This is a genomic window from Pseudomonas sp., from assembly GCF_028293835.1.
Taxonomy (GTDB): Bacteria; Pseudomonadota; Gammaproteobacteria; order Pseudomonadales; family Pseudomonadaceae; genus Aquipseudomonas.
Genome location: NZ_JAQGNX010000064.1, coordinates 1 through 26,586, shown reverse-complemented (window position 1 = coordinate 26,586; position 26,586 = coordinate 1). Strand labels below are relative to the sequence as shown.

General features: G+C 58.3%; 24 protein-coding genes. 3 read left to right on the top strand and 21 right to left on the bottom strand.

The annotated features are described in order from the left end of the window. The 13 genes from JWR17_RS07425 to JWR17_RS07365 all read right to left on the bottom strand — a co-directional run bounded on the left by JWR17_RS07425 (position 1) and on the right by JWR17_RS07365 (position 12,889). On the bottom strand, positions 1 to 654 hold the full coding sequence (locus tag JWR17_RS07425) for a cytochrome c oxidase subunit 3 (protein WP_299829836.1): 654 nt from the start codon (positions 652 to 654) through the stop codon (positions 1 to 3). Beyond that, positions 641 to 2,260, bottom strand: coding sequence for a cbb3-type cytochrome c oxidase subunit I (locus tag JWR17_RS07420; RefSeq protein WP_299829834.1), 1,620 nt, complete (start codon positions 2,258 to 2,260; stop codon positions 641 to 643). Before JWR17_RS07420 ends, JWR17_RS07425 begins: the two co-directional genes overlap by 14 nt. Continuing rightward, on the bottom strand, positions 2,257 to 3,216 hold the full coding sequence (gene coxB, locus JWR17_RS07415) for a cytochrome c oxidase subunit II (RefSeq protein WP_299829831.1): 960 nt from the start codon (positions 3,214 to 3,216) through the stop codon (positions 2,257 to 2,259). Before coxB ends, JWR17_RS07420 begins: the two co-directional genes overlap by 4 nt. Next, entirely contained in the window at positions 3,209 to 4,039 is an 831-nt protein-coding gene (locus tag JWR17_RS07410; RefSeq protein WP_299829829.1) for an SCO family protein, read from the bottom strand. Before JWR17_RS07410 ends, coxB begins: the two co-directional genes overlap by 8 nt. Continuing rightward, positions 4,029 to 4,454, bottom strand: a complete 426-nt coding sequence (locus JWR17_RS07405; RefSeq protein WP_299829828.1) for a hypothetical protein — start codon at positions 4,452 to 4,454, stop codon at positions 4,029 to 4,031. Before JWR17_RS07405 ends, JWR17_RS07410 begins: the two co-directional genes overlap by 11 nt. Beyond that, entirely contained in the window at positions 4,447 to 5,469 is a 1,023-nt protein-coding gene (locus JWR17_RS07400) for a hypothetical protein (protein WP_299829826.1), read from the bottom strand. Before JWR17_RS07400 ends, JWR17_RS07405 begins: the two co-directional genes overlap by 8 nt. Then, positions 5,466 to 6,005, bottom strand: coding sequence for a cytochrome c (locus tag JWR17_RS07395; RefSeq protein ID WP_299829824.1), 540 nt, complete (start codon positions 6,003 to 6,005; stop codon positions 5,466 to 5,468). The genes JWR17_RS07400 and JWR17_RS07395 overlap by 4 nt, the downstream gene beginning before the upstream one ends. Next, positions 6,002 to 6,535: a DUF3341 domain-containing protein gene (locus tag JWR17_RS07390; protein WP_299829822.1), complete on the bottom strand. Its 534-nt coding sequence runs from the start codon at positions 6,533 to 6,535 to the stop codon at positions 6,002 to 6,004. The genes JWR17_RS07395 and JWR17_RS07390 overlap by 4 nt, the downstream gene beginning before the upstream one ends. Beyond that, positions 6,528 to 7,907 (bottom strand): NrfD/PsrC family molybdoenzyme membrane anchor subunit, encoded by a 1,380-nt coding sequence (gene nrfD / locus JWR17_RS07385; RefSeq protein ID WP_299829820.1) that lies wholly within the window; start codon positions 7,905 to 7,907, stop codon positions 6,528 to 6,530. The genes JWR17_RS07390 and nrfD overlap by 8 nt, the downstream gene beginning before the upstream one ends. Next, positions 7,897 to 10,830 carry a TAT-variant-translocated molybdopterin oxidoreductase gene (locus JWR17_RS07380; RefSeq protein WP_299829818.1) on the bottom strand — a complete coding sequence of 978 codons (2,934 nt, stop codon included), beginning with the start codon at positions 10,828 to 10,830 and terminating at the stop codon, positions 7,897 to 7,899. Before JWR17_RS07380 ends, nrfD begins: the two co-directional genes overlap by 11 nt. Then, positions 10,827 to 11,483, bottom strand: a complete 657-nt coding sequence (locus JWR17_RS07375; RefSeq protein ID WP_299829816.1) for an ammonia-forming cytochrome c nitrite reductase subunit c552 — start codon at positions 11,481 to 11,483, stop codon at positions 10,827 to 10,829. Before JWR17_RS07375 ends, JWR17_RS07380 begins: the two co-directional genes overlap by 4 nt. A gap of 305 nt (positions 11,484 to 11,788) precedes the next feature. Beyond that, positions 11,789 to 12,061, bottom strand: a complete 273-nt coding sequence (locus JWR17_RS07370) for a DUF1652 domain-containing protein (protein WP_299829815.1) — start codon at positions 12,059 to 12,061, stop codon at positions 11,789 to 11,791. A gap of 330 nt (positions 12,062 to 12,391) precedes the next feature. After that, positions 12,392 to 12,889 (bottom strand): GNAT family N-acetyltransferase, encoded by a 498-nt coding sequence (locus tag JWR17_RS07365; RefSeq protein WP_299829813.1) that lies wholly within the window; start codon positions 12,887 to 12,889, stop codon positions 12,392 to 12,394. Positions 12,890 to 13,289: 400 nt separating this feature from the next. On the opposite strand from JWR17_RS07365, the gene JWR17_RS07360 reads away from it, so the two are divergent. Beyond that, entirely contained in the window at positions 13,290 to 14,252 is a 963-nt protein-coding gene (locus tag JWR17_RS07360) for a hypothetical protein (RefSeq protein ID WP_299829811.1), read from the top strand. Positions 14,253 to 14,433: 181 nt separating this feature from the next. Here the strand turns inward: JWR17_RS07360 and JWR17_RS07355 are convergent, their stop codons facing one another. The 7 genes from JWR17_RS07355 to urtA all read right to left on the bottom strand — a co-directional run bounded on the left by JWR17_RS07355 (position 14,434) and on the right by urtA (position 21,250). Further along, a complete protein-coding gene (locus JWR17_RS07355) occupies positions 14,434 to 14,781 on the bottom strand; it encodes a zinc ribbon domain-containing protein (RefSeq protein ID WP_299829809.1) in 348 nt (115 codons plus the stop codon). 125 nt (positions 14,782 to 14,906) lie between these two features. Continuing rightward, positions 14,907 to 16,142, bottom strand: coding sequence for a formamidase (gene fmdA, locus JWR17_RS07350; protein ID WP_299829807.1), 1,236 nt, complete (start codon positions 16,140 to 16,142; stop codon positions 14,907 to 14,909). Positions 16,143 to 16,270: 128 nt separating this feature from the next. Then, positions 16,271 to 16,960: an urea ABC transporter ATP-binding subunit UrtE gene (urtE, locus tag JWR17_RS07345; RefSeq protein ID WP_299829806.1), complete on the bottom strand. Its 690-nt coding sequence runs from the start codon at positions 16,958 to 16,960 to the stop codon at positions 16,271 to 16,273. Positions 16,961 to 16,970: 10 nt separating this feature from the next. Further along, positions 16,971 to 17,729: an urea ABC transporter ATP-binding protein UrtD gene (gene urtD / locus JWR17_RS07340; protein ID WP_299829804.1), complete on the bottom strand. Its 759-nt coding sequence runs from the start codon at positions 17,727 to 17,729 to the stop codon at positions 16,971 to 16,973. Continuing rightward, positions 17,726 to 18,904 (bottom strand): urea ABC transporter permease subunit UrtC, encoded by a 1,179-nt coding sequence (urtC, locus tag JWR17_RS07335; RefSeq protein ID WP_299829802.1) that lies wholly within the window; start codon positions 18,902 to 18,904, stop codon positions 17,726 to 17,728. The genes urtD and urtC overlap by 4 nt, the downstream gene beginning before the upstream one ends. 10 nt (positions 18,905 to 18,914) lie before the next feature. Next, complete coding sequence (gene urtB, locus JWR17_RS07330) at positions 18,915 to 19,832, bottom strand: urea ABC transporter permease subunit UrtB (protein WP_299829799.1); 918 nt, start codon at positions 19,830 to 19,832, stop codon at positions 18,915 to 18,917. A 173-nt stretch (positions 19,833 to 20,005) separates the two neighbouring features. Beyond that, a complete protein-coding gene (gene urtA, locus JWR17_RS07325) occupies positions 20,006 to 21,250 on the bottom strand; it encodes an urea ABC transporter substrate-binding protein (protein WP_299829797.1) in 1,245 nt (414 codons plus the stop codon). Positions 21,251 to 21,550: 300 nt separating this feature from the next. Between urtA and JWR17_RS07320 the strand changes: the two genes are divergently transcribed. Beyond that, positions 21,551 to 24,952 (top strand): ATP-binding protein, encoded by a 3,402-nt coding sequence (locus tag JWR17_RS07320; protein WP_299829795.1) that lies wholly within the window; start codon positions 21,551 to 21,553, stop codon positions 24,950 to 24,952. Further along, positions 24,927 to 25,592: a response regulator gene (locus JWR17_RS07315; RefSeq protein WP_299829794.1), complete on the top strand. Its 666-nt coding sequence runs from the start codon at positions 24,927 to 24,929 to the stop codon at positions 25,590 to 25,592. Before JWR17_RS07320 ends, JWR17_RS07315 begins: the two co-directional genes overlap by 26 nt. 135 nt (positions 25,593 to 25,727) lie before the next feature. On the opposite strand, the gene JWR17_RS07310 is transcribed toward JWR17_RS07315, so the two are convergent. Further along, the coding region (locus JWR17_RS07310; protein ID WP_299829793.1) for a DUF6708 domain-containing protein at positions 25,728 to 26,586 on the bottom strand (859 nt) is incomplete at its 5' end.

The following is a 26,586-nucleotide window of genomic DNA, read 5'->3' as shown; positions in this document are numbered from 1 at the left end:
TCAGCGCCCGATCAGGTAAAGAGACGGGTACAGCAGCACCCAGATGGCATCCACCAAGTGCCAATACAAGGTGGTCATCTCGATGCGCACGCTGCCCTGGGGCAGTTCGACCCAGCGACGCTTCAGGCCCACATACAAGTGCAGGCCCAAACCAACTGCCACCAGCACATGAATACCGTGCAAAAACGTGGCGAAGAAATACAGGTCCATGAACAGTCGCGCCGACGGCAGTTGCAGCGGTGAATCCAGGCCAAACCCTGGCAGTAAGCCTTCGTTAAACTCAAGGCCGTATTCCAGTAACTTGCAACCGAGAAACCCCAATCCCAACAGCGCCGAAAACAATAAATAGCGACGTAGCTTGCTCACCTCAAGGCGCCCCGCCGCCTCCAATCCCAAGCTCATGCACAAGCTGCTGGTGAGCAACAGCGCGGTGTTACCGCCTGCCAACAGATAGTGCAACCTGGAGACCGCTTCGCCAACGCCGTCCGGATGCTCGGCCCGGTAGAACCAAGCGATCATGATCAAGCTGCCAAACATCATCACCTCGCTGGCGAGGAACAACCACATGCCCAGTTGCGCAGCCTCGCGCTGTTGCTTCCAACTGACAAAGGGGTCTTCCGGTTGCGGTTGGGGCTGCAGCTCAGAGCGGTTCACGGGACGCCCCCGGCGAATAATCGTAGGCCTCAAAATCCACGGTTACCGGGCCACTGAAATTATGCGTCGGCGGCGGTGACGCTATGCGCCATTCCAGGCCAGCCGCCTCCCAGGGATTCATCGGCGCCCTGTCGCCATAGCGCAATGAAGCGATCAGATAGAAGAACGGCAGCACGTAGGCCAGCGCCAGGATAGAAGCACCTGCTGAAGACAACACATTGAGGAATTGAAAATCCGCCGGGTAGCTGTGATAGCGCCGGGGCATGCCCAGATAACCAAGCAAGAACTGCGGAAAAAACGTCAGGTTAAAACCGCAGAAAATCAACACTGCGGTGATCTTGCCCCACAGTGCGGAGTACAGCCGTCCGGTGATTTTCGGCCACCAGAAATGCAGCGCACCGAAGTACCCCGCCACCGCTGCGCCGACCATGATGTAGTGAAAGTGCGCGACCACAAAATAAGTGTCGTGCACGTGCAGGTCGGCCGCTAACAGCGCCAGAAACAGCCCGGTCACGCCGCCGATCAAAAACAGTCCGATGAAGGTCAGCGCAAACAGAAAAGGCGCATGCACCGTCAGGTCGCTTTTGTACAAGGTGGCGGTCCAGTTATACGCCTTGATTGCTGAAGGAATCGACACCAGAAAACTCAGCAACGAAAAGAACAGACTGGCGTACATCGACTGCCCGGAGACAAACATGTGATGCCCCCAGACCAGGAAGCCGATCACCGCAATCGCGACGCTGGACCAGGCAATGAAGCTGTAGCCGAAAATCCGCTTATGCCCGGACGCGGTGATTAACTCGCTGACCACGCCCATGGCGGGCAGGATCATGATGTACACCGCCGGGTGGCTGTAGAACCAGAACAAATGCTGAAACAATAACGGATCGCCGCCCAGCTTCGGATCAAACACGCCGATACCAAACAAATTCTCCGCCGCCAACAACAGCAAGGTTACGGCCAGCACTGGAGTAGCCAATACCAAAATGATTGAGGTCGCGTACATCGACCATACAAACAAAGGTAAACGCATCCACGTCATACCCGGCGCACGCAAGGTGTGCACGGTGGCGATGATGTTGATCCCGGTAAAAATCGACGAAAAGCCGGCAACGAAAACGCCACAAATCACCGAGACCACATGGCCGTTGCTGAACATGGTTGATAGCGGCGTATAAAAGGTCCATCCGGTATCCACCCCGCCCAGCAACAGCGCCAGCAAAGTAAACAAGCCGCCGCCCACCAAAAGATACCAACTCACCAGGTTCAGCCGCGGAAACGCCATGTCTCGAGCGCCGATCATGATCGGGACGAGAAAGTTGCCGAACACACTGGGAATTGAGGGAATCAGAAAAAACCAGACCATGATCACCCCATGCAAGGTGAACGCGCGGTTGTAGCCGTCGGAACTCAACAAGTCGCCATCCGGGGTAATCAGTTCGATGCGAATCAGGCTCGCAGCCAAGCCGCCGACGAAGAAAAAGAAGGTCACCGCGATCATGTACAACACTGCGATGCGCTTGTGGTCCACGGTGAAAAACCAGGACAACAACCCCTGTTTCGCATTCAGGTAGTTCACCGGCGCAACGCCGCTGGATGGTTTCATTTGGCCTCCTGAGGCGCATGGTCGGCAAGCGAGCGGATGTACGCCACAAGGCGCTGAATAGCGTCTTCGTCGAGCAAATTGGAATAGGTGGGCATGATCGGCGCATAACCGGCCACCACCTGTTTTTGCGGCAACAGGATGCTGTCGCGCAGATAACTGTCGTCCGCCAGCACATGGGTGCCGTCGCTCAAGGCCACTTGGCGCCCGAACAGGCCTTCGAGAGGCGGCGCTATGGGCGTCGTACTCTGACTGGCATGGCATCCGCTGCAACCGTACTGACGGAACAAGGTCTTGCCCTGGGCCGCCAAGTCTTCATGCCCGCCGCTGCTTTGCAGCCAGTTTTGATAGTCCGCAGGATCCAGCACCACCAACCGCGCCAGCATCGAGGCGTGATCGGAGCCGCAAAACTGTGCGCAGTACACCTCATACGTCCCGCTGTGCTGCGCCTCGAACCAGAGCATGGTGTAACGACCCGGCAGCACGTCCTGTTTGATCCGCAGGCTGGGGAAGAACAGGCTATGGATCACGTCCTCGGAAATCATCGTCAGTTTGACTGGACGACGTGCCGGAACGTGCAAGGTGTTGATCTCGCGCTGGCCGCCCTGGTGCTGAAATTTCCACATCCATTGGCGCGCGGTAACTTGCACTTCCAGCGCGTCATCCGGCGGCGTCCGTGCCTGAAAAAACAGGTATGCAGACCAACCGAACACCACCATGGCGCCGATGAACGGCAAAACAATCCAGGTTATTTCAACGTGCATATTGGTTTCCGGTCGGTGATCGCGATCCGCTGGCCTCCCCCGTCGGTAACGGTAGATAAACACCCCCAGCGCTACCAGCACTGGCAACACGAAGAACGCCATCATCACCGTGAAGGCGATCACCAACCGGTCCACCTGCCCGGCGTATAACGAGGCCTGCTCGGGCCACAGGCGCATGAACTGATCATTAATCATCGCGCGGCGCCTCTAGATCCCGGCGGCTGCGCGTGCGTTCGTGCAGCAGCGAGCCGCCGATGAACAGGCCCATGACCAGCACCAGGCAGGTGCCGGCTATTTGCAGCAGAACTATGATGCGGCTGCTGTAGGTGCCGCTGCTCGGGTCGTAGTGGTAGCACAGCAACAGCAGTTGCTCTTTGACCGCGCCCAGTCGGCCTTGCCCGGCTTCAGTCAATGCCAAACGCAGGTCGCTGGCTTGATAACCCAGGCCATATAACCAGCGTGACAAGCGCCCGTCACCGGTTATGGCCGCCACGGCCGAGCTGTGGGCGTATTGCTGCTGAACGTCGTCGAAGCGGTAGCCAAAACCCAAAACCCCGGCTAGCGCTGTGCTGTTTTCAGCCGTTGCGGTGAGTAAATGTAACGCGGGGTCATGGGCCAGCCTGGGCCAGTGCTTAACCAGTTTCTCAAGCTCTTCCCGCGCCGCATCGTCGTGTTCCCGAGGGTCGAAGCTGAACGCAATGACCTGGTAATCCGCGCCCAGTTTGTACGGCACATTTTCCAGCTGGCTGAACAGGTTCGACAGCGCCGCGCCGCACACGTTGGGACAGCGGTAATAGACCGGCACCAGCAGCGTGGGTCGCTTATCCAGAATATCGCCCAAGTGCACTGACCGACCTGACTGATCGACAAAGGTCAGGTCACGGGGCAGGGTCGCACCCACTTGCCGGGTGTCGATACCGGCTGCGGCAAACGGGTCGAATGGCGTGGCGGCAGCGGCAACCAGCGGCGCGCCGATTAGCAGCAGCCCCATGAAAAACCAGCGCGCATCAAGGCCCATGGCGCTCTCCCGGTTGTCCGGCGTCATGCCCCGGCCAGCCCTGCTGCAACATCAGCTGCTGCGCTTGTTTCAGTGGAATATGGGCGATGCCCTGTTGCTGATCGACCCAGCCATAGCTGTTCAGTTGCTGTAGCGCTTGCTGACGATAGCGAATGCCATCAAGCCTCGGTTGAGCTTCCAACCTCGGCTCCGGCGGCAACAGATGCTCCCGTTCGAGTTCACTCATGGGCAAGCGAAACGCCGCGTGGCGGGTTTCAAGGGAATTGACCAGCCAGGCAATCGCGCCCCAGCACAGCAATACCGTCAGCAGCAGTACACCCACCGTCGCCCAGACCTTGCGCGGGTCCACCGCATCGGCTTGGTAGCCCTGCTCCTGGTCCCTGCGCAGCGGGTTTGATTGCGCCTTGTCAGCCATGGGCGCCTCCAGCGATCTCGCGCCGCCAGGCCCGCAGCAGCCAACTGCCCATGATGGCGGCATAGGCCACTTGCGCCAATAACGCCATGGCCAACGGCGCGAAGCCTGTCATGGCCGGCAGTGAGGGCAGCGACATCCACAGTGCCTCCACTGCGCCCAGCAGCAAAACAAGGCCACAAACTGCTAACAACGCATTGCGCCGCAGCCCCCATGGCGAGGCCAGCCACAGCAGACAAAAAACTTGAGCGGACATCAGCAGAATGGTGACGACCGCCCATTCACCCCCTTGCCGCAGCAAGTACCACTGCGCTTCGTTGGGCAGATTCACCGAGGCGATGATCAGGTAATGCACAGCGTGCAAGTACAACCAAAACGCCAACCCCACCACCAACAGTCCGCGCAAGATATCCAGGCGCAAACCGGCCTGGGTCAGTAATGCAATCAATCCGGCAAACGCCAGTCCGTCGAGCAGTTGCCGGGCGATTTGCAGCAAGCCAAACAGGCTTGAGAAGAATGAGGGCTGTAGCGACATCAGCCAATCCACCGCCGCCAGGCTCGCCACCAACACGTGCATGATCAGCCCCGCCGGGAATCCCCGGGCATCGCGGCCAACCCGCCGCTGAATTGCCCACCAGACAGCTGCATACATCAGACTGCGCAGACAAAACCCCAAGGGCGACAGCCAAACGCCACGAAACCCCGATTCAAGCTGATTGGCCCATGGGTATATCAGGCGTACGCCCAGCAATACCGGCAATAGCAACGGCACAATCAGCGGCACGCCTTTGGCCCCAAGACCCAGACCGCGCAGCAACAGCGGTTGCCAGGCGCCCCTCATCAGTGGCACGACCATCGCCAGCAGCAAACAGCCTAACGTCAGGTTGATAATCGCCACTGCTGCGGGCAAGGTTGCGGCAGCGACCATCGCCGGCTGCCAGATGGACAGCAGCAGCAATAACAGCAGCAGGACTGCGCCGAGGACCCAGCAACAGCGCTCCAGACGGGAGAGGCTCATCGCGCCTGCCCCGCTGATTCCAGCGACTGTTTCAGCGCCTCTGGCAGTTGTGATACCTGCGCGTGTTGGCTGAACTGCAGTACCCGCAGGTGCGCGACGATGGCCCAGCGGTCAGCCGGCGAAACCCGCGCCGCGTAGCCGTACATTAGCCCGTGTCCCTGAGCGATGACTTGCAGCAAATACGCGTCGGGCGCGGCACTCAGGCGCTCGTCGGTGAACGGCGGCGGCGCGGAAAAACCACGCTGCACGATGCGTCCATCACCCAGGCCCGACAGGCCGTGGCACGGCGTGCAGTAGATGCCGTAACGCTGCTCGCCGCGAGCCAGCAATGCAGCGTCCATGGGCGGGCGGTCGCTCAGTTTGGCTTGATCCTGCAACTCACCACGGGCAACGGTGCCAGTGGGTGGCGCGAGTTCATGCAGGCCTGGGGTGGGCCGATTGTCCAACGCTTTGGGCTGATGGGACATGTCATCGCAGCCGCCGCACAGCAGGATCAATCCCGTCAGGATCAGCGGCGGCAACACCCAGGCGCTCATCGCGGCACCTCGCTGACGTGCAGCGCTTGTTCCCGCAGCCAGTTGCCGGTGGTGTGGGCATCGAATTGCCCGTCATCGGCGTAAATGCACAGAAAAAAACGGTCGTCGCTGGCACGCTCGAATTCATCGGCGGCAAATATCGGGTGGTGCAAACGCGGCAAACGGCAACCCCGGAACAGCGACAAAAATGCTGCAAACGCGGCGAACAGCACGCTCATCAGAAAGGTCACCACCATCAGCGACGGGAGCACAATCAGCGGCCTGCCGCCAATGTTCAAGGGGTATGTCAGCGCGGGCAGGATCTGCATGCCAACCCCCAGCAACGCGCCAACCACTGCGCCAGCACAGGCGCTCCACGGCACCCGGGAGGCTTGCTGGGGCAATAAAGGTTCCAGCGCTTGCAGCGCAAACGGCCCATAGGCGTCCATCTTTCGGTAGCCCAATGCCCATGCCAGACGAGTCGTCGCTACCAACTGTTGGCCATTGGCGAATTGCGCCAGCAGATCATGGGCCGCCGGGCGCTCAGTCATGGTCGGCCTCCCGCTGTTGGCGCTCAGCGTGCAATGACTGTTTGACCTCGAACGCCGAGACCATCGGCAGCCAACGAATGAACAGACTGAAGGGCACCAGGAACACCCCGAAACTGCCGGCGAACAGGGCCCAGTCAAAGAGCGTCGGTGCGTATTGCCCCCACGCCGAGACCAGATGGTCACGGGTTTGAGGCGGTATCAACAGCATGTAACGCTCGGCCCACATGCCGATCAACACCGCCAGCGCAACGCCCGCCAACGCCTTGGGGTTTTGCCGGACCCGGTGCCACCACAAGGCTTGCAATACCCCGACATTGCACAGCACCGCCAGCCAAAAGCTCCAGGCATCCGGTCCGGTCATGCGCGCCATCAGCACCTCGATTTCATGGGCCTCGCCGGAATAGAACGGAATGAACAGATCGGCCAAATACCCGTAGGCGGTCATCAGTCCGGTGGCCAACATCAAGCGACCCAGCATGTCCAGGTGGCGCGGGGTAATCAGCACTTCGATGCACAGCAACCAGCGCAGGCCGATGGCGATCAAGGCCACCAGCGAGAATCCCGAGAACACCGCGCCGGCGACAAAGTACGGCGGGAACAAGGTCGAATGCCAACCGCTCTGTACGCCCATGGTCATCAAAAATGAATAGCCGCTGGACACGGCGAAAACCAGTGGAATCGCGAGCATCGCCAACGCCCGTGTGGTGCGCCGCCACAAAGCCCAATGCCGTTGCGAGCCACGCCAGCCCAGGGCCAGCATCCCGTAGAACACCTGCGCACCGCGACCTTGGGCGCGGTCACGAGCAGTGGCGAAATCCGGTAGCGCGCCGACGAACAGAAACATCATCGACACCAACAGGTACGTCACCACGGCAAACATGTCCCAGGCGGTGGGGCTTTTGTATTGCGGCCACAATCCCATTTCATTGGGGTATGGCATGGTCCAGTAAAACAGCCAAGGCCGCCCCAAGTGCAAAATCGGGTACAGCGCAGCGCAAATTACCGCCATCAAGGTCATCAGTTCGGCCAAGCGATTCAGCGTGTGTCGCCACGGGCGCTCGATCAGCAATAACAGCGCAGAAATGAAAGTGCCAGCGTGACCGATACCCAACCACCAGATGTAGTTGATGATGCCGAAACCCCAGTTCACCGTCTGGTTATTGCCCCACACACCGACCCCGCGCCACAGCAACGTGCCTGCGGCCACGGCATACAGCCCCAGCAGCAGCACGCCGATACCGAACAGCCAGCGCCAGGCAGTGCGTCGAACGAAATACTGCATCGGTCCGAATACCCGACGCGATACTTCCTGGTCGCTCAAATCCAGCGGCAAAAAATGCGCGGTGTCATGGGCAACGGGTTCATTGACCATGGTCAAGGTCCGGATCGCGGTCGTCGATCTGCGCCAGATAAGTCGTGCGCGGCCGGGTGTTCAAGTCCTCAAGTAATGCGTAATGACGTGGGGATCGTCGGGACTGGCTTACGGCACTGGTTGGGCTGGCAATATTGCCGAACTGAATGGCCTGGCTCGGGCAGGTTTGTTGGCAGGCCGTGGTGACTTCGTAGGCCGGGTTCGGGGCGTCATCGCCGCCCTGCCCGGCAGCGATCCGCGCGTCTATGCGGGCGGCGCTGATGCGCTGGATGCAATAGGTGCACTTTTCCATCACCCCGCGAGCGCGCACGGTAACGTCAGGGTTGCGTTGCGCCTGAATCGACGGCGCGGCATTAGCGTTCCAGTCGAACCAATTAAAGCGCCGGACTTTGTACGGGCAGTAAGAGGCACAGGTGCGGGTGCCAATACAGCGGTTATAGACCATCTGATTCAGGCCATCGCTCCCGTGCACGGTAGCGTTGACCGGGCAACCGGTTTCACAGGGTGCTTGCTCGCAATGCATGCAGGGCAGCGGCTGAAATTTGGAGCGTGGCGCCTCGATGTCGCCCTGGTAATAGTGGTCGATGCGTAACCAGTGCATGGTGCGCCCATGGGCCACCTGTTCGGCACCCACCACGGCAATATTGTTCTCCGCCTGGCAAGCCACCACACAGGCGTTGCAGCCGGTGCACAGGTCCAGGTCGATGACCATGCCCCATTGCGGCCCGTCGCCTTTCTCCTGGGTGGTGACGGCAGAGTGATACAGGGTGGCGGACGCTTCCTTCATTGGTAGCACTGCGGCTCGGCGCGGCACACTGAGGATCGGCGGCGTGTCGTCTGGCGCGAGGCGATGGTGGGTCTGGGTGCTGGCCAAGGCAAAGCGACCCTCAACCTTTTGCACCGCCACCGTTGACGACGACCCCGGTGCCAGCGGCCGCACCCAATAGCCTAAGCCGTTGCCCACATGGCCGGCACGGCTGCGGCCATACCCGCTGTACAGCGCAACCACCTCATCGGCTTGCCCCGGCTCGATCCAGGCCGGGCCTGTGATCGATTGCCCCGGCAGCTCAATACGCAGTGCGTCGCCGTTGCTCAAGCCCATGCGTTCGGCCAGTGCTGGCGAGACGCCAATGACATTGCTCCAGGTCAGTTTACTGATGGGCTTGGGCAATTCCTGTAACCAGCCGAGGTTGGCAAAACGCCCATCCCAGATACAGGCGTCAGGTTTTACCAGCACCTCCAAGCCCTCAGCCTGCACCGGCAGTTGCAGGTTTACCGCCTGGGCTACGGGCACTGGTTTGGCAGATGACGCCCCATCAATCCAGCCTTGAGATAACGCTTGATTCCATTGCCCGGCGTCCAACTGCTTCCAACTGTCGTGGAGTGCTTTCAAGGCATCGGTTTCGTTACCCGTCAGCAGCAACCCGATGATTTGATGCAGGGTTCGGGTGGCGTACATGGGTTCTATCAGCGGTTGCACAATGCAGGCGCTGCCGTCACTGCCCCGGGCGTCGCTCCAGCCGTCCAACGGATGGTTCATGGGTAAATGCCAATGGCACTGCGCGGCGGTTTCATCGTAATAAAGCCCGACGTGCAGACGCAACGGCACCTGCTGAAGCCGTTCGAGCAAGGCCCATTCCGCCGGTGCGCTGTACAGTGGATTGCAGTCGAAAAACATCAGGCATTCGACATCGCCCGAGAGCAATTGCTGCGCCAGATCACCGAGGGTCAGCCAGCGATCATCGTTGGCGTAACCCAGCAGTACGGGCGCCTGGTAATCCACAGCCGGGGATTGAATATGCTGGTTGAGGGCGGCCACCGCCGCCTGGACATCCACCGACGTTTGGCTGCCGGCACTGATGAGGCCGCGCTTTGGATGAGCCTTGAGCGCGCTGACCGCACGCTGCGCCCACGCCTGTTGCGCGGCGTCGAGCCGCGACTCCCCAGGTGGCGCCTGATCCAGCGCCCGCGCCAAGGCCAGCGTCAGGTCAGCCATGCGCGACGGGGCTAGCCGCAAGCATTCGGTGGCAGCCGCGCCGGTCAAACCGGGTACGCTTTGCGCCACATACAGCAGGGCACTGCCATCGCCGGAAGCGGCCGCCCTGCGCCGATGGGACCAACCGCGCTGCTGGACCGTTTGCAGCGGGCCAGGGCCGAGAAAATCGTCATCCAGACTGATGATCACTTCAGCCTGTTCCAGGTGCAGGCGTGGCATCAACGGTTGGCCGAACGCCTGGCGAGTAGCATCGACCCGTGCGCCGTCAGCAAAGGGTTCAGCGTGATAAAACGCCACCTGCGGCCATCGCTGGCGCAATTCGCGCAATTGCCGGGCCAGGGTCGGCGAGCTGCTGGCCCCGCAGGCGATGTGCAGGCCGCGGCCCCCCTTGGCATCCAAAGCCGATGCCAGTTCCACCAGTTCGGTTTGCACATTCGTCCACGCCGTTTCCCGGCCTTTGAAGCGTGGCGCCTGGGAACGATCCGGGTCATACAACTGAAGGATTGCAGCTTGGGTAAACCCATCGCAGGCGCCTGCCGACAATGGATGTTCCGGATTACCCTCAAGCTTGATTGGACGCCCTGCGCGAGTTTTACCCAACACTGGCTGCGCATAGCCAGCAAACGGGATCGCGGTGGCGTACCACAAGGCCTTCCCCGGAATCATCTGTTCCGGCTGTTCAATCCGGGCAACCGCTTCCTCAGGCGTTCTACCGCACGCGGCGAGCCCGGCCATGGCCAACGAGGCGGCCATTAATTGCAGAAATCGTCGGCGGTCCAGCAACGGCGCTATGCCGGGAAATTCGGCTTCGAACAACGCTTGCGCTTCTTCAGTTTGCGCCAGGGCGTCCAGGCCTCGCCAGTAGGCCTGCCCACCGAGTCCGGCAAGCCGCTGGCGCAGGGCGGCGAAATCCAGCGCTTCGCTCATCGGTGACAGACCCCGCAATCAGTCAACCCAACCGGATTGATGTGATAAGCCTTCATCAACCGCTGACCCATTTGCCGCCGGTCTTCATCGGTGGACCAGTCCATCTGGGTGACCTGCTCACGGGGGCGCAGATTCGGTGCGGGGTCTCGATGACAGGCCAGGCATTGTCCCATGTTCAAAGGTTCGGCCTTGCTCAACAGTGGCATGCGATCCACCGGCCCATGGCAACTGACGCAGGCCACCCCAGCCTGCACATGCACGGCATGATGGAAGTACACGTAATCGGGCAGCTTGGCGACCCGCTGCCAGTGCAACGGAATGCGTTCACGCAAACTTCGACGCAAGGGTTCGAGCACATCGCTGTCGGACCAAATTTGCGAATGGCAGGTCATGCAGGTATACGTCGGCGGCAAACCCGCTTCGGCGGATGTTTCCACCGACCCGTGACAATAACGACAATCGATGCCCAACTCACCGGCGTGGTGGGCATGGCTAAAGGGAACTGGCTGATCAACTACCCAGCCGCGGTCAGTCCGATAGTCTGAGCGATCCAGGATCAAGGCCACAGCGAGCCCCCCAATAAGTCCGACCATTACGCCGAGCAACCCCAGGCGCAGCCAAGTGTCGGCAGAACGGTTGAATACCTGCGTCATCGCGCGGTTCCGTTTCAATCCATATGTATTCGTCTATGGCGCAGCCATATAGTTCTAACGCCATCTGCGTAATTGAACAAAAGGCCAGAATTTGCACAAAAAAAGTATTGGCTAGCAGAAGGAAGAGTAAAACGAAGGGTATTGAAACGTTTAAGCAACCCTACAAGCGGCTTTGCGCAAGAGGCAACGTGTTGTCAAAATGATCGTTGTGACAATGCAATCGACGTTAATGAATGGATGATGCTTCGATAATCTCCTTTCACCCGAACCGTACGACTCGTCTCGGTCCGTGGTGAACGGCTCTATTACCCCGCTTTCGCGTGGACTGGGCCCTGCAGTTGACCGCTATGAGTCAGGTCATAACGTAATTCAGCCACCAGTTCAGAGATGTCTCTGCTGGTGTTGAGTCTCTCCAAAGAAATGCCGGTTACTAGTAAGTCCACTCGATCGGAGTGCGGATCGGAAATCTGAACAGTCATTGAATAATCAGGCGCCACACAACACGTGCAGCGCAACGGCAGAAAAGCACGCTCAATGATGCCGCGTAACTCCAACGTGGATAGCCTGTATGCAATCATCGTTCCTCCTGGAAACTAGGCAGTTAATAAGAAGTTCGTTGATCTTCTATTTATGTACTACAATCACGTTCTCGTGGCGCCAAATTATCGACACCCTTTTAGCGAACGGATTTAATCTTATACCTCACGCGTAAAAGGGTTGCAACGCGGCTAGTTAAAGCGTGCATATATCAAGTGCAGTGTTCTGATGTATTAAATTTATTGAAAAAACGTTTAATCAACCGTTCGGGACATGTAGCTTCTCAATGAACGCACTCGTATGGGTGTATTTGTATCAACAGAAACGGAAAGAGCCTGCGCCCTTTCCACCTACCGTTCATCGCATATAACTCAGGGCTGAATCGATTCGACTTCCGGTTTGTTCAGCCTTAAATTGATCAACGCCACTCGATGTCCCTGTTTGTCGACGCGCTCTTCGATAGAGAAGGGGCGAAAGCCCAGCTTCGGGTAAAACAACAAGCCGGGCACGTTATGGTTGAAGCATGAAGCGGTCAACTCCAAGGCTTCATGTTTGTCGAAGGCAAGGTCAATCATGCAGCCTATCAGGTAGCTGCCCACGCCACGGGAACGGGTGCCGGGAGCAATAATCACATTGCCCAACGAGCAGCGCCCGCGAAAATCCCAACGGGACAGATTGGCAAAACCGACCACCTCACCCTTTTGCACAATGACCGTAGAGTCAGAGCGACTCGCAATGGCGTCGCGCAGTTGATTTGGCGTCAGGGGATAGGTGGCTTTGGGGAACATGTAAAACAACTCGTCAGCGCTCTGCGCAAAGCCGCAAATGACATCGATGTCTTTTTCTTCTAGGGGGCGATGAAGGAACATGAGCGGGAAACCTCTTGAAGAACAGGATCAAATGCATAACAGCAGGGAAACTATATGCGAACGATAAGAAAACGCGCGAACCAATCGGCGTCGAAGGCTGGTTTTTACTGTGTAGGCTGAAAATCTTAGAAATGACTCTGATGAGACAGGATTAACGGCAGAGAATTCACGGTTCTCACATCAATAATCATGCCCAACTACGATCTCACTCCGCCGCGACAATGCATATCGCCCGTACGATTTTGGCCATTATTGCAAAATGCATGACTTGCATTCTTTACATAATTATTAACCTGTTGAAAAATAACGATTTATTTACAAAGCAGACACTGGCACAGCTGCTGCATTTCCTTTCGTGCAAAGTTGTAACAATCTTATTCACGCACGGAAGAGAACAACAATGACTTTATCCTCGGGTAAATACGCATCTGGCTCACAGGAGTCGGCAAGCCTCTCAGGAGTCTCTTGGGGGGCCATATTCGCCGGTGCGGCAGGCGCAGCGGCGCTGTCGTTAATTCTGGTCATTCTGGGGTTTGGTCTCGGCTTTTCGGCAGTTTCGCCGTGGGCGGACAGCGGGATGAGTGCCAAAGGGATAGGCGTATCGACGATTGTCTGGTTGGCACTGACACAAATCATTGCCTCGGGCATGGGCGGCTACATCGCCGGACGCTTGCGGGTCAAATGGGCAAATATGCACGGCGATGAAGTGTACTTTCGCGATACCGCTCACGGCTTCCTGGCGTGGGCAGTGGCCACCCTGGTAGCAGCGACGCTGATTGCCAGTTCGGTAGGCAGCATGGTCAGCGGCGGCGTGCAAGCCGGCGCGAGCGCAGCGTCCGGTGTAGCTGGCGCAGCTACTCAAGCCGCAGGCAGTGCAGCCAGCAACAGCGGCGGTGAGGACTCCGGTTATTTCATCGATACGCTATTTCGCGATGACCGTGCGGCTTCAGTCAGCGATGACGCTGCGCACGGCGTTGTGTTCCGTATCTTCACCAAGACCCTCAACAGCAAAGACGGCCAGTTGAGCGCCGATGACCGCACTTACATTTCGCAGTTAGTTGCTCAACGTACCAACCTTAGCCAAGCCGACGCTCAAGCGCGGGTTGACCAGGTGTACGGTCAGGCACGCCAAGCGGTAAATGACGCCAAAACGGCAGCTAAAAACGCTGCGGACACCGCCGCTAAGGTAGCTGCCTACACCTCATTGTGGATGTTCGTTGCGCTGCTGTGCGGTGCCTTTTTCGCCAGCTTCGCAGCCACCATGGGCGGTCGCCGCCGGGATGCAGTGGTGTACCTGCACGACACCTCGTCGACGAGTAATGAAACCTACACCGCAGCCACCAACCTGCCACCGGTTCGCTAAGTCGACTGGATAATTTTTACCAAGGAGATTAACCATGCGCTCACTACTTCTGTTTTTCCTCGGTGTACCGATCCCGATCATTATCCTGATCGCGTTGTTTATGCACTGATAATTCCAGCGTGATACACCAACGCCGCTTCTGTTAATGCAGAAGCGGCTTTTTTTTGCGTGACCAGCTAGCTCAGTGGCTGATCATCCATGGTCTGCCAGCCGGTTTGCCTTTAAGCCCATGGGGATTGGCTTTGGTGGGTAGCTCGGTTTTTTGGGGCCCGCAGCAGGCGCATCCGCTGGGGTGACGCTTGCTTTCCTGATAGTGGGCAACGGTTTTGGGTTCGTGGGAACTGCGCTCGTTGGTTTCCATTGCGCGCCGAGTATTACCCGCCAGGGAACTCAACCCAGGCGCAGACAGGATCACCCGCAAGCTGGATTCGCCACAGGCCGGACATGCGCATGGTTGGCCGCTCTCAGCCATGGGCCGCATGGCGGTAAAATCGCCGCAGTGTTGGCAATCGTATTCATACATTGGCATAGCTGATTCCTTAAACAGGCGATGCTGCCGCTAACTTCTGCAGGAGCCAACGTGTTGGCGAGGCGGCATACCTGACATACCGCACCGAACCCTTCGCCAACACGTTGGCTCCTAGAGGATTGACGTTAACGTTTCAGGTCGTGGGCGATGGGCAAATCGATGCTGCCATCGATAAACCGGGTCGGGCCGTTGGCATTAGGGTTGATGTCGAACTGGAAGATTTCCGTCGGTAGCCATAACGTCGCGCAGGCGTTCGGAATGTCCACCACGCCGCTGATGTGCCCTTGTACGGGTGCAGACCCCAATAACGCATAACCCTGGGCTGGCGAGTAACCGAACTTGGTCAAATAATTGATCGCGTTCAGGCACGCCTGGCGATAGGCAATGCTCACGTCCAGGTAGTGCTGTTTGCCCGCTTCGTCCACCGAAATGCCTTCGAAGATCAGGTATTTGTTGTAGTTGGGAACGATTGGGCTCGGCTTGAACACCGGGTTTTTGATCCCGTATTTTTCCATGCCGCCTTTGATCAGCTCCACACGCATGTGCACCCAGCCAGCCATTTCGATGGCACCGCAAAAGGTGATTTCGCCGTCGCCCTGGCTGAAGTGCAAATCGCCCACCGACAAACCGGCGCCGTCGACGTAGACCGGGAAGAACACCTTCGAACCCCGGGACAAATCCTTAATGTCGCAGTTGCCACCGTGTTCGCGGGGCGGCACGGTCCGGGCGCCGGTTGCAGCAGCGCGGTCGCGGGCTTCACCTTTGAGCTTGCCCATGTGCGCAGTGGCGGCCAGCGGCGCGTTGGCCAATGGCGGAACGCGCATTGGGTCAGTGTCGATGAGTTCCTGCTCGCGCTTGTTCCAGTCCGCGAGCATTTTGTGGTCGGGCAAACAGCCAATCAAACCGGGGTGAATCAGGCCGGCAAATTCAACGCCCGGAATGTGCCGGGAGCTGGTCATCATGCCTTTGAAGTCCCAGATGGCTTTTTGCGCAGACGGAAAATGATCAGTCAGAAAGCCGCCGCCGTTATTGCGCGAGAAGAAGCCGTTGAAGCCCCACATGGAGTCGGCCCGAGCGCCAATGTCGAGCAGATCGACCACCAGCAAATCCCCAGGCTCGGCACCGTGCACGCCAATCGGACCGGACAGGTAATGCACGGTGGACAGGTCAACGTCACGCACATCGCTGGCGTCATCGTTGTTCTTGATCGCACCGGCCGTCCAGTCGTAGGTTTCCAGGATGAAATCATCACCCGGCCTGACCCACGCCGCCATAGGTATGTCCGGGTGCCAGCGGTTGTGAATGTTCTCGTTCTCGGTGACAGGCTGGTTCAAATCAACTTTGATGAGGGTCTCGGTCATGGCGTATCTCCTTACTTGAGGTAATCGTTCCCTGTAGGAGCCAACGTGTTGGCGGGGCGATGCAATGGGTACACCGCAAAAAAGCTCGCCAACACGTTGGCTCTTACAGTTGTAATAGGGGCGTTGTTTTAAACCGACAAATACCGGCTGATGGTGGCTTCGTCGACGTTAGCGCGGGTTTCTTCGATGACGAATCGGCCTTTTTCGATGACCAGAAATCGGTCGGCGATTTCCAGGGTGAACGACAGCACTTGCTCCGAGACGACGATGGTCAGGTTGCGCAAGGTGCGGATCTCTTTAAGGGTGCGGGCGATGTCTTTGATGATCGACGGCTGGATGCCTTCAGTGGGCTCATCCAGCAGCAAGACCTTGGGGTTGGTTGCCAGCGCTCGGGCGATTGCCAACTGCTGTTGTTGGCCACCGGACAAGTTGCCGCCGCGTCGCGAACGCATTTCGTACAGCACCGGAAACAAGGTATAGAGGTCCTCCGGCACCACGCCTTTGGCTGACGCCGGCAGTCCGGTCTGGATGTTTTCCAGCACGCTCATGGCGGGGAAAATCATTCGTCCCTGGGGCACGTAAGCAATGCCGTGGGCGACCCTGGAGTGGGTTTCCATGCCCGACACCTCGACGCCTTCCACCTGAATCTGCCCGCCCCATTGCGGCAAGATGCCCATAAGCGTTTTGAACAGCGTGGTTTTACCCATGCCGTTGCGCCCCATCACTGCGACGATTTCTTGCCTGGCCACGCTCAGGTCGAGGTCATGCAAAATTTGACTCTGGCCATAGCCGCACGCCAGCCGGTTAATCGTGAACATGCTGCGCTCCTTAGTGGCCCAGATAGACTTCAATGACTTTTGGGTTGTTCTGCACTGATTCCATGCTGCCTTCGGCCAATACTTTGCCCTGGTGCAAAACCGTGACTTTGTGGGCGATGCTTTTCACAAATTCCATGTCATGTTCGATCACCAACACCGAGCGGCCTTGACTGATGCGCTTGAGCAAGTCTGCCGTTTGCGCACGTTCGCTCACGCTCATGCCCGCCACCGGCTCATCGAGCATCAACAATTCGGGGTCTTGCATCAGCAGCATGCCGATCTCTAGCCACTGCTTTTGGCCGTGGGATAACAGCCCGGCTTGCTGTTCCAGAAGCTCGCCGAGGAAAATGTCACCCGCCACCTCCCGCACTCGGTCAACCACCTCGGCGGTGCGTTTGAAGAACAGTGCGCCCAGCACGCTGCGGCCCTTGGGGAAGGACATTTCCAGATTCTCGAACACCGACAAGTTGTCGTAGATCGACGGGGTCTGAAACTTGCGGCCGACCCCGGCGCGGACAATGTCGTACTCGTGCATTTTGGTCAGTTCGCGGTTGTTGAACTGAATGCTGCCGCTGGTTGCGCGGGTCTTGCCGCAGATCAGGTCGAGCACCGTGGTTTTTCCCGCACCGTTTGGCCCGATCACCACCCGCACCTCATTGCGGTCGATGTACAGGTTGAGGTCATCCACTGCCTTGAAACCGTCGAACGACACGGTAAGGCCTTCTATGGCTAACACCGGTTTGGGCATTTGGAAGCCTACGGCGGTCATGGTTGTGTCTCCAGGGATTCAGCAACAGGCACGACGGCAGGCGCTTCGACGGCCTTGGCTTTGGCGGGTGCGGTGATGACTGGTGCAGGTTTGCCGAGGAGTTTGTCTAAACGAGCGCGTCCGTGGCTTTCCCACAAACCGGCGAGGCCGTCTGGGAAATACATGACCACGGCGATGAACAATCCGCCCATCAAGTACAGCCACAACTCCGGAAAGGACTCGGAAAAGTAGGTCTTGCCGTAGTTCACCAGCAGCGAGCCGTACACCGCACCCAGCAGCGACATGCGCCCGCCGACTGCAGCGAAAATCACCATCTCGATGGAGGGCACGATGCCCACGAAGGACGGCGACATAAAGCCCACTTGCAACGCGAACATTGCACCACCGATGGCCGAAAACGCCGCTGCCACGCAATACACGAAGATTTTGAAACTGGCGACGTCGTAGCCGGAAAACCGCACCCGCTCTTCTTTGTCGCGCATGGCCATCAGCAGTCGGCCGAGCTTGGAGGCCAGGATGAACTTGCCGATCAGGATGCAGCCGAACAGTAGCCCGGCATTGATGAAGTACAACGCCAGCTTGGCGCCATCGGTGCGGATGTCCCAGCCGAGCAGGGTTTTCAGGTCGGTGATGCCGTTGATGCCTCCGGTCAGCCCTTGTTGACCAATGATCAGCACCGTCAGTATCAGCGCGATGGCTTGGGTGACGATGGAGAAATACACATCGCCAACACGGCGTTTGAACATCGCCAACCCAATGATCAGCGCCAACAGCACCGGTAGCACAACCACTGCGATCAGGGTGAAGCTGAAGCTGTGAAACGGCACCCACAGCCACGGCAGTTCAGTGATCTGGTTCCAGTCCATAAAGTCCGGAATACCGGGCGTCGACTGGATTTTGGTACTGATGGGGTCCGAGGCTTCGAGCTTGAGGAACATCGCCATGCAATAGCCGCCAAGGCCAAAGAACACGCCCTGCCCCAGGCTGAGAATGCCGCCGTAGCCCCAGCACAACACCAGGCCAACCGCGACGAACGCATAGGTCAGGTATTTGCCGACCATGCCCAAACGGAAGGCATCGAGGGTCAACGGGAATACCACCAGGATCAGCAGCGCAAGCACCAGCAGGCCGATGACCCCTTGCTTGCCGCCCAGTATGTTATTTAACGCTTTCATCTGGCTGCCTCTACTTGCGGACTTTGCTGGAAAACAGGCCTTGCGGGCGCATCATCAGAATCAGGATCACCGCCGACAACGTCAGGACCTTGGCCATCGAACCGCTCATGAAAAACTCGGAGATCGACTGTGTCTGGGCGATGGCGAACGCTGAAGCGATGGTGCCGAACAGGCTCTGCGCGCCGCCGAATACCACCACTAAAAACGTGTCGACGATGTACAGCGAGCCAGCGGTGGGCCCCGTCGAGCCAATGGTGGTAAACGCCGCACCGGCAACGCCGGCCACGCCACAACCCAAGGCAAAAGTCATGCGGTCGACCTTGCGGGTGTTAATGCCAACGGCACGGCTCATCATGCGGTTTTGCACCGTGGCCCGAACTTGCAGGCCCCAGCGGGTGCGGTACAGCATCCAGAAAATGGTCGCGGTCAGGAGAATGGTCACGGCCATGACGAACAGGCCGTTGCGTGGAATTTCGATGGTGTCGGTGACGTTGACCGCACCCATCAGCCATTCCGGCGGCGTCGCACTGACTTCCCGGGCGCCGAAGATCGAGCGGAAGGCTTGTTGCATCACCAACGACAGACCCCAGGTCGCGAGCAATGTGTCCAGCGGACGGTGGTATAAGCGGCTGATCATCACCGCCTCGACCAGCCAACCAATGGCACCGGCCACCACGAACGACAGCGCGATGGCGAAGAAAAAGTAGTAAGGCTGCATTGAAGGCAGGTAGTGCGTGGTGAGACTGGACATGACGTACGTGGTGTAGGCGCCGATGGTGAGAAACTCACCGTGGGCCATATTGATCACCCCCATCTGGCCGAAAATAATCGCCAGCCCCAGGGCCATCAGCAACAGCACGCAGAACACGGAAAGGCCGTTGAACCCCTGCATCGCCGCGATGGCACCAAATTCCGATAGCCATTCCATGTTGATGGTCTCCAGGTGAAGGTTGATGCAAACCACCTGTAGCGGCCAACGTTTTGGCGAGGCGTCTTACCAGACTGAACGCGTCAAGCCCCTCGCCAACACGTTGGCTCCTACAGGTTTTGCGTTTGAGGCACGACAGCGCGACGTCAAAGAGGCCGCGGTCGCTTCAACTGTTACTGATAGCCTTTAGGAAACGGGTTCGGCTCAATCAGGCCGGACTCGTAGATCACTTTGAACTGGCCGTCAGGCTGGACTTCGCCGATGCGTGACTTGCTCCACAGGTGGTGGTTTTCGTGAACTTTCACGTAGCCTTCCGGGGCATTGGTCAGTTCGATGCCAGGCGATGCCGCGACGACTTTGTCGACGTCGAAGCTACCGGCTTTTTCCACGGCGGCTTTCCACAACCATGGGCCGAGGTAAGCAGCCTGGGTCACGTCACCCATGACCGAATCCTTGCCGTATTTGGCTTTGAACGCCGCGACGAACGCTTTGTTGGCCGGGTTGTCGAGGCTCTGGAAGTACTTCATGGAAGCGTAGAAACCCGCCATGTTTTCGCCGCCGATACCGACCAATTCATCCTCGGTCACCGACAACGTCAGCAGGGTTTGCTTGGTGGAATCCACACCGGCCGCTTTGAGTTGCTTGTAGAACGCCACGTTTGAACCACCGACCACTGCGGCGAATACCACGTCAGGCTTTTTCAGTTTGACTTTATTGATCAGCGAACCGAATTGGGTGTTGCCCAGCGGGTAGTAATCTTCGCCAACCACGGTGCCGTGCAGGACGTTTTCGATGTGTTTACGGGCGATCTTCATCGAGGTGCGCGGCCAGATGTAGTCCGAACCGATCAAGTAAAACGTCTTGGCGCCTTTGGTTTTAGCAATCCAGTCCAGGCTGGCGAGGATTTGCTGCGTCGCTTCCTGGCCGGTGTAAATCACGTTTTTCGACTGCTCCAGCCCTTCGTAAAAGGTCGGGTAGTAAAGCAGGCCGTTTTCTTTCTCGAACACCGGCAACACCGCTTTGCGCGACGCGGACGTCCAGCAACCGAATACCGCGGCGACCTTGTCGCCCACCAGGAGCTTCTTGGCTTTTTCCGCGAAGGTGGGCCAATCGGATGCGCCGTCTTCCTGAACCACCTTGATTTGCCGACCGAGGATGCCGCCCGAGGCGTTGATCTGGTCAATTGCCAGACGCTCGGCCTGGATCGAACCGGTTTCTGAAATAGCCATGGTGCCGGTTGCCGAGTGCAACTGACCGACTGTCACTTCCGTCGGGGTCACCGCCAGCCCGGTGGTGTTGGCGTCATCGGCCATCACCCCTTGGCTGAACACCCCAGCCGCAATCAGCGAGAGCGCAGCGGCGCCCAATGCCAATCGGCGAGGAAGAAAGCGTTTCGCGCCTGTCAGTCGTGAATCCATGTTCCCGCTCCTGTGCTTATGATTCGCTACAAACACGTCTGAAAAGACGGTGCAGCGAGGTTGAAACAAGCATGAGCGGGACGGCGCAAAGGGAATATACGCAGCTTGACGTACCGCCCTACGTCATTTGACGTAGGGCCAAAAAGCGCGCCGCGGCGCATGCTGGCGCAGGCGTCACCCAGCCGATCCTTGATTCGCGAGCGCGTAACAGGCCTGACCCAGCCGGTTGACCGGCATGGAAGTTGCTAAGTTGCTGTTGAAACCTTGTGCTCCGCTTGTTCCTCCTCAGGAAACTCATTCGTGCGCCCTTCCAGTTCCCAACGTATCGTCAAGGTCCGCCGCGACTACAACAGCCTGGTCGCCGACGAGACGATGGAAGATTACGCCCTGCGCTTCACCCCGAAATCGTTTCGAAAATGGTCGGAATTTCGCATCGCCAACACCGCCGCTGGCGCGGTTTCGTTCCTTGCGCTGGAGGCCATCGGCGGCGCGCTGGTCATGAGTTACGGCTTTACCAATACCTTTTGGGCGATCCTTGCCGCAGCCGTGGTGATTTTTTTCACCGGCTTGCCCATTAGCTACTACGCCGCCCGCTATGGCGTAGACATGGACTTACTCACCCGCGGCGCCGGTTTCGGCTACATCGGCTCGACCATTACCTCGCTGATCTACGCCAGCTTCACCTTCCTGTTTTTTGCCCTGGAAGCAGCGATCATGGCTTTGGCCCTGGAGCTGTATTTCCACATCCCGATTGCCTTGGCCTACGTGCTGTGCTCGATCATTGTCATTCCATTGGCGGCCTACGGCATCACGCTGATCAGTCGATTACAGATGTGGACCCAGCCGTTGTGGCTGGTGCTGTTGGTCCTGCCTTACCTGTTTGTGATCTGGAAAAACCCCGATGCACTGATGCAACTGGGCAGCTTCTCCGGGCGTGAAGGTGAAGGCGGCACCTTCAATCTGCTATTTTTTGGCGCAGGATTCAGCGTGGCCTTGTCGTTAGTGACGCAAATTGGCGAGCAGGTGGATTACTTGCGCTTCCTCCCGGAAAAAACCCGGCGCAATCGCAACCGCTGGTGGGCCGCGTTGCTGATGGCCGGTCCAGGCTGGATCATCCCCGGCGCCCTGAAAATCCTCGGCGGTGCGTTCCTGGCATTCCTCGCCCTGCAACACGAAGTGCCCATCGAGCGCGCGGTAGAACCGACGCAGATGTACCTGGTGGCGTTCCGATACGTGTTCAGCTCCCCGGAATGGGCGCTGACCGCGATGATGCTGTTCGTGATCATTTCCCAAATGAAAATCAACGTGACCAATGCCTATGCCGGGTCATTGGCGTGGTCAAACTTCTTTGCCCGCGTTACTCACAGTCATCCCGGCCGGGTGGTGTGGCTGGTTTTCAACGTCGCCATCGCTCTGGTGTTGATGGAGCTGGGGGTCTTCGATGCCATCGAGCAAGTACTGGGGCTGTACGCCAATGTGGCAATTGCCTGGATCGGCGCGTTGGTGGCCGACCTGGTGATCAATAAACCGCTGGGCCTGTCGCCGGGCTACATCGAGTTCAAACGCGCGCACCTGTACGACATCAACCCGGTGGGGGTCGGCGCGATGTTTTTCGCCTCACTGTTGTCGGTGCTCGCGCACTTTGGGGTGTTTGGCGACCTTGCCGAAGCCGCCTCACCGATGATCTCGTTGATCACCGCGCTGATCGTTGCGCCGCTGATCGCCTGGCTTACCAAGGGGCGTTATTACATCGCTCGGCGCAGCGATCCGTTGCAGCTCTACCCCCAAGGCCCGCAGGCCACGCTGACCTGCGGCTTGTGCAGCAACGCGTTCGAGACCCCGGACATGGCTTATTGTCCGGCCTACGGCTCGCCGATCTGTTCATTGTGTTGCTCGCTGGACGCCCGTTGCGCCGACCAATGCAAACCCCGGGCGCGGTTGTCGATGCAGTTTGAAGACGTGGTCAGCCGGTTTTTCCCCCGGTTGGTGCAGACGTATTTGCACTCACGGCTGGCGCATTATCTTGGCCTGCTGACCGTGTTGGTATTGATGCTGTCCGGGGCGCTGGCACTGATTTTCAGTCAAGTATCCCACGGCCTGTTGCAGCAATCGCCAGCGGTCCACCAGACCTTATGGGTGGCGTTCATCAAGGCGTTTTTCACCCTGTGCGTATTCGCCGCTATCCTGGCATGGTGGGTGGTATTGACCCGGGAAAGTCGCCGGGTGGCGCTGGAAGAATCGGATCGCCAAACCGCCTTGCTCATGCAGGAAATCGACGCCCACTACAAAACCGACCAAGCCTTGCAAAAAGCCAAAGAGGCCTCGGAAGCCGCCAACGCGGCGAAAAGTCGCTACGTCACCGGCCTCTCCCACGAACTTCGCACCCCGCTAAACAGCATCATGGGGTTCACGCAAATTCTGCAACGGGACGCGACCACCCCCTTCGCCCAACAAGACGTATTGGCGACCATCCGCCGTAGCAGTTCGCACCTGTTGTCCCTCATCGATGGCTTGTTGGACGTGGCCAAAATCGAGGCCGGCAAACTACGGCTGGAGCCTTCGGAAATTCTCTTTCAGGAGTTCATTCACGACCTGGAGCGGATGTTCGAACCCACCGCCCGCAGCAAGGGCCTGGGCTTTCGCCTTGAGGTCATCGGGCGGATGCCAGGCGTAGTGCGCGGCGATGAGAAACGTGTGCGGCAAATCCTCATCAACCTGCTGGGCAACGCAGTGAACTTCACCGACAGCGGCGAGGTGAGCCTACGGGTCAGCTATCGCCGGGAGACAGTGATCTTCGACATCATCGACACTGGCATCGGCATCCCGCCAGAGCAGATCGAACTGATCTTTCAACCCTTCGAACGCGGCGGTCTGGTGCGCCAGGACAACGGCGTCGGCCTGGGCCTGACCATCACCCGAATGTTGACCGCATTGATGGGCGGCGCATTGTCCGTTACCAGCGAGCCAGGCAAAGGCACGCAGTTTCAAGTGAAGCTGTTTTTATCCGAGGTGCGGGTGCCAAAAGCCGTGGTGCACAGCGATCACGACATCATTGCCTATGAAGGACACCGCCGTTTGATTCTGGTGGTGGACGACCACATCGAACACCGCAACATCATCAGCGGCATGTTGGTGCCCTTGGGCTTCGAAGTGGCGCAAGCGGCCAATGGTCAGGAGGCGATTCGTCAGGTCTCATTACTGCACCCGGATTTGATCCTCATGGACCTGTCCATGCCGGACATGGATGGCTGGGAGACCAGCCGCTTGATTCGTCGCAACGCGGCGTCGCTGGCGCCGATCATTGTCATTTCGGCCAACGCCAATCCGCTGACCGACGACAAGGAGCAACCCACACCGCCGATCTGTAACGACTATCTGGTCAAGCCGGTGCATTTTCCGCAACTATTGGACCTGATTCAGCGCCACCTGCAATTGCATTGGGTCCGTCGTCTGCGCATCGAAACCCTGAGCAAAACCCCATGGGTATTGCCGCCCCGAGCGGACCTTGAGGAGCTGTATGAACTCTGCGGCCTTGGTTACGTGCGCGGGATTCAAACCAAACTCGACAGAAATGAGCGCCACAGCATAACCAGCGCCAGCTTCGTAGCCGACATGCGCGCCCTAGCCAAAGGGTTTCGCCTGGATGAACTCAGTTTCAAGCTAAAGGAGGCGCTCAATGAACGCTCTGATTCCGTACGCTGAAAAGGGCGTGATTCTCATTGTCGACGACACGCCGGAAAACCTTGCGCTGCTCTCCGATGCGTTGGAAGACGCCGGCTACCTGGTGCTGGTCGCGCTGGACGGCATCAGCGCGTTAAACCGCATCCAGCGCCGCCGCCCGGACTTGATACTGCTCGATGCACTGATGCCCGGACTCGATGGTTTCGAGACCTGTCGGCAGATTAAATCCCAGCCCGACACCGCCGCCATCCCGGTGCTGTTCATGACCGCATTAACCGACAGCGAACACGTGGTCAAAGGCTTCGAAGCCGGCGCCATCGACTACGTGACCAAACCCATCGAATGCAACGAAGTATTGGCCCGCGTCGCCTCACACCTGCGCACGGCTCGCATACTGCAGTCGGCGCGCAATCCATCGCTGTCCAGTACAGGGTTCGATAACAAACCGGCCAACGAAAAATTGTCCGCCCGCTTCAAACTGACCGAACGGGAGATTGAAGTCTTGCGCTGGGTTTCTTGTGGGAAAACCAACAAGGACATTGCGGATATCTTGCAACTTAGCCCCAGGACGGTGAATAAGCATTTAGAACATATCTACATCAAATTGGGGGTTGAGACCCGGACGGCGGCGACGTCAGTGGCCATGGCGGCGATGGTTTAGGTTTCAGTCGCCGCCTACCGGCCTATCGCAGCCTTCGGTTCCGACATTTCCGTGACCGCCATAACTGTTGCCATAGACCTCGGCAAACGATCCCGGAGATGAAACGTCGCGGCATTATTGGGAGACTGCAATTTTTTATTTAACATCTGTAACCAGCAACTCGCAGGCATGGACAAACGGCATCTTTTTTTTACGCATGGCGTCTTGAACGGTCTGCGTGGCTTTTTGCAGCGCGGCGCTGGGTTTGGCCCATTGTTCGGTTGGGATAGGTTGTGACCATAGCTGCACCGCTTCGGGCAGTACAGGCGAACCCGCTTTATGGCCCCATTCGGCAAGCATGTAGGGCATTTTCCAAAAGGTTAACACCCGGCGAACGTACCACCAGCGTAGTGGCCAGCGGGTGCGGGGTTCCAGGCCTATTTCGGCCATGCGCTCGTCGGTGATGTCCATATGCAAGCTACCCAAGTCCTCTTTGATTCGCCGCTCAACATCCCAAGTGTGGAGGCCTTCATATGGGCGCAATTCATCTTCGGTTAACTCACGGCCTATCATCCACACTACGGCGCCACCGGCCCGATCCTTGGGAATGCCGTGCTCCATGTACGAACGAATGGCTTCCCACGTACCGATGGCATGGGCCTGACTCGGTTTACTGGCGAGAACGAATTGCACGGTGTCGTTCTTTTCATCTTCAAGCCCCATGCCGAACGTGAACATCTGGACGGCGCCGTACTGGGTGACCATTTCTGATTGGGATACCCAGGCCACAACGCTTTCCCATGGAACGATTAGTACTTCGTGAGTATCGCCATCGACGAAACTGACTTCACGCCGCTGGCGGTTGAAACGTATGGGGTATTGTTTGGCGCTTTTACGAACGTCCTTTAACGTTGCATGCCAACATAGGCCGAGCAACCCCATCGCCCCGAGTAAACGCCCTAAGAGTTCGGTCTGAAATCCCACTCCGACCAGTTGCCAAAAATCGCGTTCTATA